Genomic DNA, 15,399 nt, shown 5'->3' on the forward strand with positions numbered 1-15,399 from the left:
GCACATATGCGATTTCGCTGAATGGATAGGGTCACTCGGTGAGCCGGCCGAAGAGTCGCTGAACCGTCCTGGTGATCGAACGCGGCACCCGGTCGGGGTCCATCAGGTCGTTCTCGGCCAGCGGGCCCGCCTCGTCCCGGACCGTGTCGGCGGTGAACTCCACCAGGGTCCGGCCCGGACCGCGCAGCGCCCGGACCGCCTTGAGGAAGGACCCGTGCTCACGCACGGCACTCGCCACCTCGGTGGCCGGGACACCGAGGTGCTCCCCCACCAGGCCGTCCCGGGTCGCGGTGATCACCCGGCGCACGGCGTCGTGATCCCGGTCGTCGGGGTCGGCCTCGATCGCGACGTCGCATTCGCTGTCGAATCCCATCGAGCGGTTGTTCAGGTTCGACGAACCGATGCGCAGCAGCCGGTCGTCGCTGACCAGGACCTTCGAGTGGACGTAGACCGGGGCTCCCCCGTCGGCCACCGGCCAGTACACGCCCAGCCGGTGGTGGTCGTCGGCAGCCCAGAGTATTTCGAGAAGGTCGTGCCGCGCACTGTCCATCGACTCGCGCTCCAGGCGGCTCTCGGAGCGGCGCGGCAACACGATGACGATCTCCGGTCCGTCGGGCTCCTGCAACCGGGACGCCAGCGCGCGCACCAGCGGCCGCGAGGCCAGGTACTGGTTCTCCAGGTAGATGGTGCGGCGGCCGGCCGCGATCGCGGCGCGGTTCAGTGCCTCCACCTCACGCACCTCGCTACCCGGCGCCAGCGCGGGCAGCGTTCTGGCGATACCCACGCCGACCTGCCGCAGGCTCGGTTCCAGGCCGGGTGGCCAGATCGGATCGGCATCCTCCACCGGGCCGAGGAGCTGTTTCGTCGCCGCCCGCCACCGGTTCCGCGCCTGGTCGCCCAGCGCGCGGGCCGCCGCACCGTCGACCGCGACGGCGACCTCGTGGCGGGGGCCGTAGGCGCGGCCCAGGGTACGGCGGATCGTGTTGTGCTGCAGATGTTCTGAGGTGTCCCAGCGATCGACGGTCAGGTCGATTCCCCCGCAGAAGGCCAGCACGTCGTCGACGACCACGATCTTCTGGTGGTGCACCGCACCGGTGGGGTGTGCGCCGTCGACCGCGAACCACAGCCGATCACTGCTCAGCCAGTTCAGCAACTTCACCGGTGTGACACCGTCCCAGATGGTCTGGAACGCCGGTATCAGGCCGAGGTTGGACTTGAGCAGGTAGATCTCGAGGTCCGGACGCAGGCGCAGGAGCCACCACAGGAACGCCCGCAACTGGTTGGGTCCGGCGAGGGTCTTGTCGCCCCGCTCGAACGTCATCCTGGTGTCGAAGTCCCAGCCGATCAACATCACCCGATGCCTGGCCCGGATCATCGCGGCCTTGACGTGGCGGAAGTAATCGGCACCGTCGACGATGCCGGCGAAGTGATCGGCCTGTTCGATCCGCCAGCACGTGTCCCCGGGGACGAGGAGCGTCAACGCTGCAGGACCGCCTTCAGCGACTCGTCCAGGATGTCCAGGCCGCTGTGCAGTTCCGCCTCGGTGATCGTCAGCGGTGGCGCGATGCGGAAGATCCCACCCATCCCGGGCAGCTGAACGATGTTCATGTGCAGCCCGCGGTCCAGGCACGCGGCGGTCACCTCGGCCCCCAGCGCGTCGGCGGGTTCCTTGGTGTGCTTGTCGACGACGAGCTCCAGCCCCTGCAGCAAGCCCCGGCCACGCACGTCACCCACCTGGTCGTACCGGTGCTTCAGGTCGGTCAGCCGCTCGCCGAGCTGCCGGCCCAGTCGTTCGGCCCGGTCGACGAGCCCGTCCCGTGCCACGACGTCGAGCACCGTGCACGCGACGGCGGCCGCGAGCGGGTCGGAGACATGGGTGGTGAAGAACAGGAATCCCCTGTCATGGCAGGTGGCTTCGATCTCCTCACCGGTGACGACGGCGGCCACCGGCAGGCCCGCGCCCAGCGTCTTCGACAGCGTCAGCAGATCCGGTGCGACGCCGTCCCTTTCGAACGCGTACATCAGGCCGGTGCGTGCGATGCCGGTCTGCGCCTCGTCGAGGATCAACAGCATGCCGCGCTCGGCGCAGAGTTCCTTGAGGCGGCGCAGGTATCCCGGTGGCAACTCGATGATCCCGCCCGACGACAGGATCGGCTCCACCAGGCAGGCGGCCAGACTGCCCGCGGACTGCGCGTCGACCATCGCGAACCCGTACTCGAGTTCGGCCAGCCAGTCGTGGCTGCCGTCGGCATGCCGGAACGGTGAGCGGTAGGCGTTCGGAGTGGGCAGGGTGAGGCTTCCCGGCATCGGCGGTCCATAGCCGCGGCGCCCGGCGCTGAACGTCACCGACGCCGCACCGGAGGTCATGCCGTGCCAGGACCGGTCGAACGACACGATCTCGTAGTTCCCGGTGTACAGCTTGGCCATCTTGATGGCCGCCTCGTTGGACTCGGCCCCGGTGGTCAGCAACAGCACCTTGCTCAGTGACGCGGGCAGCGTCGCCGTCAACGTCCTGGCGAGGTCGACCAGCGGCCGGCTGACCATTCCGCTGTAGAGGTGGTCGAGGGTGCCGACCGCGGTGGACACCGTGGCCACGATGTCCGGATGCGCATGGCCGAGCACGGCGCTCATCTGCCCGGAGGTGAAATCCAGGATCGGCGTGCCGGCGCTGTCGTAGACGTAGCTTCCGCAGGCGCGTTCGATGATGCGGGGGATGAACGACCCGCCGTACCGCACCAGGTGGTGCTCGGCGTCCCGCCAGAAGTCCTCTATGCTCACGGCTGAAACCCTACGTTTCGATTCCCGCGGATGGGGTACACCGTCGCCGTCTTGGGGGAGCAACGGTGCCCGACCCTGAAATTCGAACTCGATGATCAGGCGGTTGGAATGAACATATTCGGTCGTTTGTCGGCAGTCGCGGCTCCGGTCGTCGCGGTGACCGCGGGATTCCCGCTCGTCGCGGCTCCCGCCTATGCCGCACCCTGTCCGGACGTGGAGGTGGTGTTCGCCCGCGGCACGCTCGAGCCGCCGGGGATCGGCGCAACCGGTCAGGCGTTCGTGGATTCCCTTCGTAGCAGGGTGGGCGGCCGGACGGTCGATGTCTACGCCGTGAACTACCCTGCCTCCTTCGACTTCGCCACCGCCGCCGACGGTGTGATCGACGCCAGTAACCGTGTGGTGACGATGGCGGCCAACTGCCCCGACACCCAGATCGTGCTGGGCGGCTTCTCGCAGGGCGCGGCCGTCGCCGCCTACATCACCGAGGACGCGATCCCCGAGGGGTACACCCCGCCGCCCGGCATGACCGGGCCGATGCCACCGTCGGTGGCCGACAACGTGGCCGCGGTGGCGCTGTTCGGAAAGCCGTCGAGCGGCTTCCTGCAGATGATCTACACCGGCGCACCGCCGATCAACGTCGGCTCACGTTACGCGGCCAAGACGCTGGACCTGTGTATCCCCGAAGACCCGGTCTGCTCACCGACCGGACGTGACAACGCGGCCCACGGTGGTTACGCGCTCACCGGCATGACCGACCGGGCCGCCGAGTTCGCGGTCCGCAACATGCCGCGGCACGGATCAGAGCAGCCCGTCGACCTGGCCGCCGGACCGCGCTGACCAGAGGACACCCGCCGGCCCGCTGGAATTGACGCTGCTGCAAGGGAGATCGGCGCTTCGCTGTGCGTGTCGACATGCCGATTCTCGGTACCTACAGTCGACAGACGGCCAGCCGGGTTTCGGCCGGTGTGGCGAGGCTGTGAGGAGGCAACGATGGGTGCGGGTCCGCCCCTCGACGTCGACTCGGGCAACGACGCGGCATGGGCAGCGGTGCCCCATCCGGTGCTGGTGGTCGATCGCGACGGAATCGTCCGGACGTCGAGCGGTTCGGCCCGCTCGCTACTGCCCGGGCTCAGCCCGGGTGTTGCACTCAAGGACCTGGCGCCGTCCTGGCTGTCCGGAGCTCATCAGCACCTGACGGCCGCGTCGGGCAGTGTGCACGGACGCGACTTCGATGCACATCCCACCCCGCTGCCCGGCGGCGAGGTGGCCTGGTGGCTGGTCGAGGACTCTGACCGGTCGGCGCGCGACGCGCGCCGGGCGCTGACCGTGGAGCGGGAGCGCGCAGCGTTTCTCGACGAGGCGTCCGCGGTCCTGATGGCCTCACTGAACATCGACCGGTGCATGGAGGCGACGGTGCAGATGGCGGCCCGGCACCTGGCCGACGCCGCTGTTCTGGTGACCCCCGTTGCCGGCGGGCGAATCCCGGTGGTCTGTAGCGGAACCGACGGCACCGCGGAGCACCGGCGGGTCGATGCCGATCCGTCGGACGTGGCGGGGCTGAGCGAGGCGTTGCGCGGTTTCCCGCCCGTACCGTCGCGCTGGATCGATCCGGCGTCTGTACCGGGTTGGCTTGTGCCCGAGAGCTTTCCGGGGCCGGTGGGCTCCGTCGTCATAACGCCACTGCCCGGCCACGGAGTCGCCGCCGGCGCGCTGGTCCTGCTGCGACGCACCTCCCAGACCGCATTCAGCGAAGGCGAGGAGGTGTTCGCCCGGCTGTTCGCCGCGCGCGCAGGTGCGGCGCTGTCGGCGGCCCGGCTGTACGCCGAGCAGTCCGCGATCACCCGCACCCTGCTGCGGGATCTGCTGCCTCCGCAGCTGCACCGCCTCGACGGAATCGAGCTCGCCGGCGGCTACCGGGCCTCCGAGGATCACGAGGCCGTCGGAGGCGACTTCTACGACGTCCATCCCGCGGCCACACCCGACGACGAAACCCTGGTGGTCCTCGGCGACGTCTGCGGAAAGGGGCTGGAGGCCGCCGTGCTGACCGGCAAGATCCGCAACACCCTGATGGCGCTGTCCCCACTGGCCCAGGATCACGCGGGAGTGCTGCGACTGCTCAACGCCGCGCTGCTCTGCGTCGACGACTCCCGGTTCGCGACACTGGTGCTGGCGTCGGTGTCGCGGCGCGACGGGCAGGTGTTGCTTCGGCTCACCAGCGCCGGGCACCTCGCCCCGCTGATCGTGCGCAACGACGGCCGAGTCGAGGAAGCCGAGACCGCAGGCACCCTGGTCGGGGTGATGCCTCAGATCAGGGCGCGCACCGTCGAGACATCCCTGGCCCCCGGGGAGACCTGCCTGCTCTACACCGACGGCGTCACCGAGGCCCGCGGCGGCCCCCTCGGCACCGACATGTTCGGCGAGCAGCGACTCTCGGCGGCGCTCGCGGAGTGCGCCGGCCTGCCGGCCGAGGCCGTCGTCGAGCGCATCATGATGCTCACCACCGGTTGGCTCAACGAGCGCGCCCATGACGACATCGCCGTGGTGGCCATCACCGCCCCGCGGCGCACGCACCTGAGCGCCGTCGACGGCCGCACCGCCGGGAGGTACACCGCGTGAGCGTCGACGCGTCGCGCGCCCGGGAACGGCTCTGGGCGGCAGTACTCGAGGCGGACGAGTTCGCCGCGGCGACGACCGTGTTCGGCGCCGTGGACGGCGGGATGCCGCCGGAGGACGTGTTGCTCGACGTCATCGCCTCCGTACAGCGCCGGGTCGGCAGCGAGTGGGCCGCCAACCGCATCACCGTCGCCCAGGAACACGCCGCGACCGCGATCAACGACAGGGTGATCGCCGCCCTGGCCCATCACCCGGCGTGCTCGCGCGCCGACGGCGCGGGCCGGGTCACCGTGGCCTGCGTGGACGGCGAATGGCACGCGTTGCCGGCCCGTCTGCTCGCCGAGGTGCTCCGGCTGCGGGGTTGGCACGTCGACTTCCTCGGGGCGCAGGTCCCGACCCCGCACCTGATCGCCCATCTGCATCAGCACGGTCCGGAGGCGGTGGCGCTGTCCTGCATGATCCCCACCCGCCTGCCCACCGCGCACGCCGCGATCACCGCCTGCCAGGCCGCAGGCACCGCGGTGCTGGCCGGTGGGGCCGCCTTCGGTGCCGACGGCCGGTTCGCGCGACAGCTCGGAGCCGACGCGTGGGCGCCGGACGCCCGCGCGGCCGCCGAACTTCTGGGCCGAGGTCTGCGCCCGGCGCGGACGTCGCCAACCCATCAGCCCATCGACGACCTGCCGCATCTGGCGGACCAGGAATACACGATGGTGAAAAGCGCGGGCGCGCAACTGATCCAGACCACCCTGTGGGAGCTGGAACAGCGTTTCCCCGCGATGCGCGGCTACACCGAGATGCAGCGACAGCACACCATCGAGGACCTCGCCCACATCGTCGATTTCCTCACCACGGCGCTCTACGTCGACGACGACGACCTGTTCACCGGATTCATCACCTGGACCGCCGACATCCTGGCTGCCCGCGACGTGGCGGCGGCCTCGCTGATCCCGGCGCTGGAATCGCTCGCCGGTCAGCTGCCCGAATTCCCCCGAACCCAGCGTCTGCTCAAGGCGGCACACGCTGCTTTTCCCCCCACCCCAACCACTCCCTCACTGCCCGTATGAAACTCACACTCACCGTTCACATCACAGGCCGGTCGGCGCGCGTGCACGTCGCCGGAGACCTCGACTACGGCTCGACCGGCCTGCTCCTGGAGACCGTGTCCGAGCTGCTGGTCGATCCGTCCGGATGGCAGGACCTACATCTGGACTTCACAGACCTGGCCTTCTGCGACTCTGCCGGACTGTCCAGCCTGGTGGTCATCCACCGGCGCACCACTGCGGCGGGGATCCGTCTGCACCTCGACCACCGCCCGGCGCAGCTGGAACGGATTCTGCGCGTCACGGGTCTGCTTGAGTTCCTCACCACCCGCCCGGCGTCCCTTGACTCCGACGAGTCCGACATCGGCTGACACGCGGTCCCGTCCCGTTTTTGGGGCTGCGAAACCGGGAACCTCTTCGCCATGTCCCTGCGCGTCGCGGTAACCGGTCCGACCGGCGAAATCGGCATATCCACGATCTCGGCGCTCGAAGCGCACCCGGCCGTGGCCGAGATCATCGGCATGGCGCGACGGCCGTTCGACACCTCCGAACACGGGTGGACGAAGACGACTTACCGTCAGGGCGACATCCTCGACCGCGACGCGGTGGAGGCGCTGGTCGCCGACACCGACGTCGTCGTGCATCTGGCTTTCATCATCATGGGTTCCCGCGAGGAGAGCGCCCGCGGGAACCTGGAGGGCACCCGCAACGTCTTCGAGGCCGCGGTCGCCGGACCGCGGGTGCGCCGACTCGTCTACACCTCGTCGGTGGCCGCATACGGCTATCACTCCGACAATCCCGTCCCGATCACCGAGGACGTCCCGCCGCGCGGCTCACCCGAGCACTACTACTCCGAGCAGAAGGCGGCCTGCGAAGCGTTGCTGGCCGACGTCACCGCCGGGTCCGCGCTGGAGGTGTATGTGCTGCGTCCATGCATCGTCGCCGGCCCGAAAGCGACCGCGCTGGCCGATGCGATGCCGTGGAACCAACTGCCCGGGTCGGTGCGTCGCCTCGCGCACGCGCTGCCGCTTCTCAAGCCACCGTTCCCCGACCCCGGCACGCCGGTACAGCTGGTGCACCACGATGACGTCGCGTCGGCGATAGTGGCCGCCGTGACCACGACCTCGGCCCAGCCGGGCGCCTACAACATCGCCGGCGACGGGGTGCTGTCCATGTCGGCGGTGGGCGAAGCGCTCGGAGCGCGGCCGGTGAGGGTGCCCCACGGGGCGGCGACGGCCACCTCCGAGGTGATCGCGAGGCTGCCGTTCGTTCCGTCGATCCTGGAGTGGCTGCACGCCGGCAGGACCTCGGTCGTGATGGACACCACCAAGGCCAGGGATCAACTCGGTTGGCGTCCGAATTTCTCTGCCGCCGAAACCCTTTCAGCCCTGGCGAGCAGCATCGGCAACGACTGACGGACGCCGCGCGGTACGCCCGCGTGTCAGGCGGGCGGAGTGAGCACCGTGAACATGTCCGTGATGGAGCCTTCGTCGTTGATCAGCGCCGCGTCGAAACCCGACATGAGCTGAGCGCCGGTGCCCGGATCCACCAGGTGCCAGGCGAGATGACCGAACCCGGGTAGCGTCCGGACCGGAGTCGCGGCGACGAACTGGCTCTCTCCCAGATTCTCCTGTAGCGCCACACATTTCTGCTCAAGCGCGGCACGGCCGACCGTGACGCCCTCCGCGTCGACCCATCGCACATCCTCGGCGTAGGTGCGCTCGACGGCGGCACGTCGCTTGGCCCCGTCACGTTCGTTGAACACGCCGAGCAGGTTGGCCAGCATCAGGGTCTCGATGGGGTCTGACATCACTGCGCTCCTCGTCCTGGGATATCGGTCAGCCTACGACCAGAGACGTCAGCGCCGCTCGGATTGCCTCGGGTATCGGGACCGCGGTGCGCCTTTCGCGATCGACGAAAACGTGGACGAAGTAGCCGTGTGCGACCGCCTCATCGCTGGTGCCGGAGAAGATCCCGACACCGTAGGTCACCGACCGGTTCGTCAGCTTGTCGACCCGTAGACCGGCCCGCAGTTCGTCCGGATAGGCGACGGGTGCGAGATACGAGCATTTCGACTCCACCACAAGGCCGATCACCGGTGCGGTATGGATGTCCAGTCCACCTTCGCGGATCAGGAAGTGGTTGGCGACGGTGTCGAAATAGCTGTAGTAGGTGACGTTGTTGACGTGGCCGTACACATCGTTGTCCATCCACCGGGTGGTGATCGGCACGAAGTAGCCGTAGTCCTCAGGTCGGTGCTGCGCGGGCATCGCGGGGTCCTTCACCAATAGTTCAGCGCTCGCCGGAAAGTGTCGGCCAGCCATGCTTTGTCGACGTCGATGGGGGCGTTGTTCAGCAAGCGCTGTTGCGGCCACGCGCCGTCGGCGAGGGCGGCGGCGTCGGTCTCCGAATAGCCCACGCCGGCAAGCCCGTTGGGCATCCCCACCGCACGCATGATCCGGATGAGGTGTTCTGCCAACACCGTGCCCGCATCCTCGGGTCCGGCGTCGGCCGCGTCGGCGCCGAGTTGCCTGGCCGCCTCCAGATGGCGGACCGGGTCCGTGGGCGCGGTGAGCCGGAATGCGGCGGGCGCGTTGAGCACCACCGACATCCCGTGCGGGACCATCGGCTCGTCGCCCGGGTACTCCGGCGGGTGGAAGTCGTGGACCTGGCCGGCCACCGCGTACGCCATCGCGTGCGGAATGTGCACTCCGGCGTTGCCGAACGCGATGCCGGCCAGCGTCGCCGCCCACATCACCTGCTCTCGGGCCTCGCGGTCGGCCGCATCGGTGACGGCCCGCTCCAGGTAGCGTCCGAGCAACCGCAGCGCCTCGAGGCTGCCCAGATCGCTCCACGGGTTGGCGCCCTGGCTCATCGGACGCCGGCTGGGCCTGCCGGTCACGGCGCGGCGCCGGTAGGGCCGCGCGGTGTAGGACTCCAGCGCGTGAGACAGCACGTCGAGTCCGCTGCAGGCCACCACACTGGCGGGCAACGTGTCCGTACAGTCCGGGTCGACGAGGGCTTCGGTCGGGCGTAGCGCCGGAGAGGCGATGCCGGTCTTGGCGGCCATGGCCAGCAGGTCGAAGATCGCGATCCCGGTGACCTCGCTGCCGGTTCCGGATGTGGTCGGGCACGCGATGTGCGGCCGCAGCGGTCCCGGCACCGCGGCGCCGGCGCCCACAGGGGCGTTGACGTATTCGAGGAAGTCGGCAGGATGGCTGGCGTAGAGGTTTGCGGCCTTCGCGGTGTCGATGACCGAGCCGCCGCCGACCGACACGTAGCCGTCGGGATTGACGTCCGTTGCGAATGCCGCGGCCTGCTTGAAGGATTCGTCGGTGGGTTCGACCCGGGCGTCGGGGTAGGACACCACCTCGACTCCGGCCTCACGCAGCGACCGCTGCACCGTGTCGAAGATCTCCAGGGTGGCGACGGTGGGATCGGAGAACAGCGCGACCCGGTGGATCCCCAGCGCGGCGGCCCGGTCCCCCACCTCGGCCAGACAGCCCCGCCCGAAGGTGACCCGCGATGCGTCGACGGTGAACGCGGTGTCGCCGTCCAGACCGCTGTGATGGCAGCAACTCATGGTGCCGATTCTCCACGACTGCGGCGGTGCTGCTTTCCCACGAGTCAGCTGCTCGAAGCGGCGGCGAGCCGGGCCCTTTCGGTCATCGAGGCCACCACTCCGCCGTCGTTGAGGATGTCGGTGCCGGTGAGGTAACCGGCTTTGTCGCCGGCGCAGAAGGCCAGCAGTTCTGCCATCTCCTCCGGCTTGCCCCAGCGCGGGACCGCGGCGTCGGCGACCATCGCGCCCGCGCCTGCCTGCTCTTCCAGCCGGCCCATCTCGGTGTCGACGGACCCCGGCGAGACCGACACGATACGCAGACCGCGACCGTTGAACCGTTCGGCCTGCGAGCTGCTGTACCAGCGGACGAAGCTCTTGCTGATCGCGTATGAGATGCCCGACCGGGCTTCCTCGGGAGCGATCGCGCACGCCGCCAGCATCTCGGTCATGAACGCCTCGGTGTCCTGCAACGCCAGCGGGAACGCCGACGTCGGGATCAGCTCGGCCGGCAGCAGGTAGGCCGCCATCGATGCCACGTTGACGATCGCGGCGCCGTCGGTCGCCGCCCCGTAGAACGCCTCGTCGACGTTGAGCGTGCCCAGCGCGTTGGTCCGCATGACGTACTCGGCGTCACCCATGCTGGGGCTCACGCCCGCGGTGTGGATCACCGAGACAAGCGTGCCGAGTCTCGACACCGTCTCGAACAGCGCGTCGACGGCCCGGCGGTCCGTCACGTCGCAGTTGACCGCGGTGACGGCCACGCCGAGGTCTTTCAGCGCCGCCGCCGCGCCGTCGAGCCGGTCCTGCCGGACGTCGCACAGCACCACCGCACGGTCCTGACCGACCACCTTGGCCGTGGCCAGACCCATGCCGCCCGCACCGCCTGTGATTAACGAAACCGCAGTCATATGTAAACCTCCCTCAGACATTCAACACTGCGTGCGATCCGTGGGGAACGGTCCGTCGGTACTTTCGAGAGATGTCAGACAACCCGGCCGAAGCGGTCGAGGAGGCCGCGACCCCGCCGCGCCGATCCCGCGGCCGCTGGCGCCGCAGTGCGGTGGTGCTCGCCGTCATGCTGCTGCTGTTCGGTGTGCCGTGGTCGACGCTGGTGGTCGGCGGCGCGGCCTGGCCGACGGCCGTCGCGGTGGCCGGCACGCTCGTGTTCGTCGCGGCGTTCGCCGGGCTGCCCGTGGCGATGATGCTGGGACACGGCCCCGCACGGCGCGACTGGGCGGCCGTGCTGGGCGATGCGCTGCTCGGCGCGGCGTGGGTGTTGTTCGTGTGGTCAGTGCTGGGCCAGCTGTTCGAGGTGGTGCTGCTGGCCGCCGGGGTGGCCGATCCGACCCGTTCCCGGCTCGTCGCCGCCGTGGTCGTCACCGTGGCCGTAGGACTGCTGGCCTGGGGTTACGTCGAGGCGATGCGGGTGCCCCGGGTCAAGAACCTGGACGTGGCGATCCGGCGGCTCGGCCGCGGGCTGGACGGCCTGCGCGTCGCCGTCATCACCGACACGCACTACGGCCCGATCGACCGCGCCCGGTGGTCGGCGGGCGTGGTGGAGCGGGTCAACGAACTGGACGCCGACGTGGTGTGCCACGTCGGCGACATCGCCGACGGCACGGCCGACATCCGGGAGGCGCAGGCCTCGCCGCTGGCCCGGGTGCGCGCCAGGTCGGCACGCGTGTACGTGACCGGCAATCACGAGTACTTCAGCGAGGCGCAGGGCTGGCTCGACTACATGGAGCGAATCGGGTGGGATGTGCTGCACAACCGGCATGTCGTGGTGGAGCGGGGTGGCGACCGGATGGTCGTCGCCGGGATCGACGACGCCACCGCTTCGGGTTCCGGGGTGTCGGGGCACGGCGCGGACCTGGATTCCGCGCTGATCGGCGCCGACCGGTCGCTGCCGGTGTTGCTGCTGGCGCATCAGCCCAAGCAGGTCGTGCATGCCGTGCGCGGCGGGGTCGATCTGCAGATCTCCGGTCACACCCACGGCGGCCAGATCTGGCCGTTCAACTTCCTGGTGCGGCTGGAACAGCCCGTGGTGCACGGGCTCAGCACGCACGGCGACCGGACCCAGCTGTACACCAGCAGGGGCACCGGGTTCTGGGGGCCGCCGTTCCGGGTGTTCGCGCCCAGTGAGATCACCGTGCTGACGCTGCGCAGGTGTTCGTCGGACGACGATCAAGCGGCGAGGCACGAGCCGCGATGAGGAGCCCGACCATGAAATCCAGTCGGACGACGATCAAGCGGCGAGGCACGAGCCGCGATGAGGAGCCCGACCATGAAATCCAGTCGGACGACGATCAAGCGGCGAGGGACGAGCCGCGATGAGGAGCCCGACCATGGGGTTAGGCAAGATACCTGCGTGTCCTCTTCGCTGGGCGACGTGCTCGCCTCCATGCAGCTCGACCAGGCCGGCCCGGCGGCGTTCGTCGGCAGGCAGCTGCCCGCACCGGCCAACCACATTCTGGGCGGCCACATCTCCGCGCAGGCGCTGCTGGCGGCCAGCCTCACCGCACCCGGCCGCACCCCGCACAGCGTGCACACCTACTTCCTGCGACCCGGCGACTCCCGGCTCACGGTCACCTTCGACGTGGTGAATCTTCAAGAAGGGCGCACCTTCTCGGCGCGCCGGGTGACCGCCCGCCAGGGTGACGAGATCCTGCTGGAGGCCATGTCGTCGTTCAAGTCGAGCACCCCGAGCGCCCGACCGGTCACCTACCAGCCCCGGTGTCCCGAAGTGGCGCCACCCGAATCACTGCCCCGGGTGGCGCCGCACTTCGCGGAGTCCGACGAGGTCACCAAGGGCCAGTGGGCGAGCCTGCGCTGGTTCGAACGCCGCATCGTCGACGCCGCCGCCGACCCGCCCGCCCGGTCCCGGATCTGGTGGCGCCCCGACGGCGAGGTCCCCGACGACCCGGTGCTCACGGCGTCGCTGGTCGCCTACCTGTCGGCGGTGACGTTGACCGAGCCGGCCTACGCCGCACGCGGCGGCGTCACCGTGTCGGCGCAGCGCGACCATTCGGTGTGGTTCCACGCCGCGGCCGATCTGTCGGACTGGCTTCTCTACGAACAGTCCTCGCCCAGCAGCGCCGACACCCTCGCACTGGCCAGCGGGACGATGTTCAACCGGACCGGGGAGCTGGTGTGCACGGTGCGCCAGGAGATGTACTTCCCGGCTTCCCGGCATTGACGTGGCGGGTCAGCCATGGCATCGCGGACGGCTCAGTGAGGAGCAGGCCGCACGCCTCGCTCGCTGTCTTCCCGGTACGCGTCTTCGCGCCGATATGAGCTGGGACCTCGCCGGCACCGTCGTCCTCGACGTCGACTCCGAGCGCGGCAGGGTTGTGATCAAGGCCGGCGGATCAGGCAACCACCACGTAGGTCGCGAGATCACCGCCTTTGAAGCGTTCACCGAATGCCTGGCCAGCACCGGGCACGCCGCCGACCTGTTGCATTGCGACCGGACGGCGAACCTTCTCGTCGTGCGATATCTCGACGGATCGTTGGTGATGGGTTCTGTCGCAGAATCAGCACCCGAAACCTATCGGCAGGCGGGAAGGCTGGCCAAGATCTTTCACGGCCAGGCCCGACGCACGGACCCTGATTGGGATGCCGCAGCTGTGACGAAATCCTTGAACTGGCTTGACAAGCCTCATCGAATCGCGCCGCGCATCGCCGCGCGCCTTCGAGGCATCCTGACGGGGTATCAACCGCGCGAGGTGGTCGTGGTGCCCACTCACGGTGATTGGCAACCCCGGAACTGGCTGTTCGACGGCGACACCGTCAAGGTCATCGACTTCGGTCGTTTCGCTTGGCGACCCGCCGTCACAGATTTCTGTCGGCTCGCCGCCCAGCAGTGGCGGGACGACCCACGGCTGGAAGACGCGTTCTTCGCCGGATACGGCGGCGACCCGCGAAACCCAGAGCAATGGCGGATGGCAACCGTGCACGAAGCGATCGGCACCGCCGTCTGGGCATATCAGGTCGGCGACGAGAGGTTCGAGCGCCAGGGCCACCGGATGGTCGCAGAGGCCTTGGAGCTTTTCTGAGCGCGAAAGTCAGCTCTCGGCAAGCTCTTTGAGATTCTTGACGGTCTTGTCCATGATGCGGCCTACCTGGCGTGCGGCCACCCGGTCGGCGATCAGGCCCAGCAGTCCGCCGGGTGCTTCATAGGACAACCGGAACGTCACCTTGGTCCGGCCCTGGCCGTTCTCGCGCAGCCGGAACCGGCCGCGTAACCCCACGCCGGTGATGCCGATGAAAGCGAGATCCCGCGCCTCGTCGAACTCGGTGACTTCGACGACCCCGCCGATCGGGACCGAACCGACCTTCCAGTGCACGGTGTAGCGGGACCCGACGCCGACCGGACCCGCGGTGACGATCTCCCACCGCTCCAGGCTGGCCATGAACTCCGGGTAGCAGCCGGGATCGCTGACGTGCTTCCACACGATGTGCGGGTCGACGTCGACGATCACGCTTCGCTGCAGCCGCATCCGCCTGCCCCCCCTAACCGATCACCGGGAAGCGGCGCTCGGCGGCCAGCCGGTCGACCGCCGACTGGAGCGCGCCCTCGACCCTGTTGTGGACGGTGTCGTCGTCCCCGGCGGCAATCTCTTCGGGCGCGATCGGGTCCTGGACCTCGATGGTGATCTTGGTCGGCAGGGGCAGCCGCGGAACCATGTCGCTGACGGCGAGTCCCCACGGGGGAGCCAGGAGGATCGGGACGCTCTTGAGCCGGGCGATCTTGTCGACCATCAGCAGCCTGGCCAGCCACTGCCCGCGATCCAGGAACAGCGCCGCCTCCTGACCGCCGACGCTGGCGATCGGGACGATCGGGACACCCGCCTCGCGGGAAAGCTTCACGTATCCCTTACGCCCACCGAAGTCGACCTCGTGACGCTTCCACGACGGCCGGAAAACCTCGTAGTCGCCGCCTGGATAGACGAGCAACGCGCCACCGGACTTCAGCGCCAGCGTGGCGTTGTCGTGGTTGGCGGCGACGGTGCCGAACTTGCGCAGCGAACCCAGACCGGGCATGGACACCACCAGGTTGTGCGCGAGCTGATAGAACGGCCGCTCCACCCCGAAGTAGGAGCAGAACGCCAGCGTGAACACGAAGGTGTCGGGCGGCAGATTCCCGCCGCTGTGGTTACCGACCAGCAGCACCGGGCCGTCGGGCGGGATGCGGTCGAGCCCGCGGACGTCGGCACGAAAGTACAGCGACGCCAGCAGCCACAGCCCGGGCAGCTGCTCGCGGATGTAGTCGGCGTCGCGCTGATCGAGGTCGGCCTTGGGCACCCGCGCGCCGACTTCGCGTTTGGCCCATTCCAGGACATCGCCCAACCCCGCCATGGAAGGGCTATTGACTGCGGCGGTGTTCGGCAAACCTGGCAGGCTGGA

At 69.2% G+C, this 15,399-nt stretch carries 16 protein-coding genes; 8 read left to right on the forward strand and 8 right to left on the reverse strand.

Annotated elements, in window-relative coordinates; genetic code table 11:
- Positions 1-31: 31 nt before the first annotated feature.
- Positions 32-1,480, reverse strand: coding sequence for a phospholipase D-like domain-containing protein (locus tag BN976_RS29970; RefSeq protein WP_036376999.1), 1,449 nt, complete (start codon positions 1,478-1,480; stop codon positions 32-34).
- On the reverse strand, positions 1,477-2,778 hold the full coding sequence (locus tag BN976_RS29975; RefSeq protein ID WP_036377002.1) for an aspartate aminotransferase family protein: 1,302 nt from the start codon (positions 2,776-2,778) through the stop codon (positions 1,477-1,479). Before BN976_RS29975 ends, BN976_RS29970 begins: the two co-directional genes overlap by 4 nt.
- A 108-nt stretch (positions 2,779-2,886) precedes the next feature.
- Between BN976_RS29975 and BN976_RS29980 the strand changes: the two genes are divergently transcribed.
- The 5 genes from BN976_RS29980 to BN976_RS30000 all read left to right on the forward strand — a co-directional run bounded on the left by BN976_RS29980 (position 2,887) and on the right by BN976_RS30000 (position 7,846).
- The gene (locus BN976_RS29980) at positions 2,887-3,615 is read left to right on the forward strand and encodes a cutinase family protein (protein WP_036377233.1); all 729 of its coding nucleotides are present in this window, start codon (positions 2,887-2,889) and stop codon (positions 3,613-3,615) included.
- Between the two features lie 153 nt (positions 3,616-3,768).
- On the forward strand, positions 3,769-5,394 hold the full coding sequence (locus tag BN976_RS29985; protein ID WP_036377005.1) for a PP2C family protein-serine/threonine phosphatase: 1,626 nt from the start codon (positions 3,769-3,771) through the stop codon (positions 5,392-5,394).
- Positions 5,391-6,455 (forward strand): cobalamin B12-binding domain-containing protein, encoded by a 1,065-nt coding sequence (locus tag BN976_RS29990; RefSeq protein ID WP_036377008.1) that lies wholly within the window; start codon positions 5,391-5,393, stop codon positions 6,453-6,455. Before BN976_RS29985 ends, BN976_RS29990 begins: the two co-directional genes overlap by 4 nt.
- Entirely contained in the window at positions 6,452-6,802 is a 351-nt protein-coding gene (locus BN976_RS29995; RefSeq protein ID WP_011782923.1) for an STAS domain-containing protein, read from the forward strand. Before BN976_RS29990 ends, BN976_RS29995 begins: the two co-directional genes overlap by 4 nt.
- A gap of 51 nt (positions 6,803-6,853) precedes the next feature.
- Positions 6,854-7,846, forward strand: a complete 993-nt coding sequence (locus BN976_RS30000; protein WP_036377011.1) for an NAD-dependent epimerase/dehydratase family protein — start codon at positions 6,854-6,856, stop codon at positions 7,844-7,846.
- Between the two features lie 26 nt (positions 7,847-7,872).
- On the opposite strand, the gene BN976_RS30005 is transcribed toward BN976_RS30000, so the two are convergent.
- From BN976_RS30005 to BN976_RS30020, 4 genes are read right to left on the reverse strand one after another with little or no spacing between them, the layout of a single operon-like run.
- A complete protein-coding gene (locus BN976_RS30005; RefSeq protein ID WP_011782925.1) occupies positions 7,873-8,241 on the reverse strand; it encodes a hypothetical protein in 369 nt (122 codons plus the stop codon).
- Positions 8,242-8,269: 28 nt separating this feature from the next.
- Complete coding sequence (locus BN976_RS30010) at positions 8,270-8,701, reverse strand: acyl-CoA thioesterase (RefSeq protein ID WP_011782926.1); 432 nt, start codon at positions 8,699-8,701, stop codon at positions 8,270-8,272.
- Between the two features lie 11 nt (positions 8,702-8,712).
- Complete coding sequence (locus BN976_RS30015) at positions 8,713-10,014, reverse strand: hydroxyacid-oxoacid transhydrogenase (protein ID WP_011782927.1); 1,302 nt, start codon at positions 10,012-10,014, stop codon at positions 8,713-8,715.
- Positions 10,015-10,058: 44 nt separating this feature from the next.
- Positions 10,059-10,901 (reverse strand): SDR family oxidoreductase, encoded by an 843-nt coding sequence (locus tag BN976_RS30020; protein WP_011782928.1) that lies wholly within the window; start codon positions 10,899-10,901, stop codon positions 10,059-10,061.
- 71 nt (positions 10,902-10,972) lie between these two features.
- Here BN976_RS30020 and BN976_RS30025 point away from each other — a divergent pair, with 71 nt between their 5' ends.
- The 3 genes from BN976_RS30025 (at position 10,973) to BN976_RS30035 (ending at position 14,048) form a co-directional block, all read left to right on the forward strand.
- Positions 10,973-12,205 (forward strand): metallophosphoesterase, encoded by a 1,233-nt coding sequence (locus BN976_RS30025; RefSeq protein ID WP_011782929.1) that lies wholly within the window; start codon positions 10,973-10,975, stop codon positions 12,203-12,205.
- Between the two features lie 156 nt (positions 12,206-12,361).
- The gene (locus BN976_RS30030) at positions 12,362-13,189 is read left to right on the forward strand and encodes an acyl-CoA thioesterase (RefSeq protein ID WP_036377017.1); all 828 of its coding nucleotides are present in this window, start codon (positions 12,362-12,364) and stop codon (positions 13,187-13,189) included.
- A gap of 94 nt (positions 13,190-13,283) precedes the next feature.
- Positions 13,284-14,048 carry a phosphotransferase gene (locus tag BN976_RS30035; protein ID WP_036377020.1) on the forward strand — a complete coding sequence of 255 codons (765 nt, stop codon included), beginning with the start codon at positions 13,284-13,286 and terminating at the stop codon, positions 14,046-14,048.
- Positions 14,049-14,057: 9 nt separating this feature from the next.
- On the opposite strand, the gene BN976_RS30040 is transcribed toward BN976_RS30035, so the two are convergent.
- Together BN976_RS30040 and BN976_RS30045 are read right to left on the reverse strand one after the other, a co-directional pair.
- A complete protein-coding gene (locus tag BN976_RS30040) occupies positions 14,058-14,492 on the reverse strand; it encodes an SRPBCC family protein (protein ID WP_011782932.1) in 435 nt (144 codons plus the stop codon).
- A 13-nt stretch (positions 14,493-14,505) separates the two neighbouring features.
- Complete coding sequence (locus BN976_RS30045; RefSeq protein ID WP_011782933.1) at positions 14,506-15,351, reverse strand: lysophospholipid acyltransferase family protein; 846 nt, start codon at positions 15,349-15,351, stop codon at positions 14,506-14,508.
- Positions 15,352-15,399 lie beyond the last annotated feature (48 nt).

Source organism: Mycolicibacterium austroafricanum, assembly GCF_000612725.1.
GTDB classification, from domain to species: Bacteria; Actinomycetota; Actinomycetes; order Mycobacteriales; family Mycobacteriaceae; genus Mycobacterium; species Mycobacterium austroafricanum.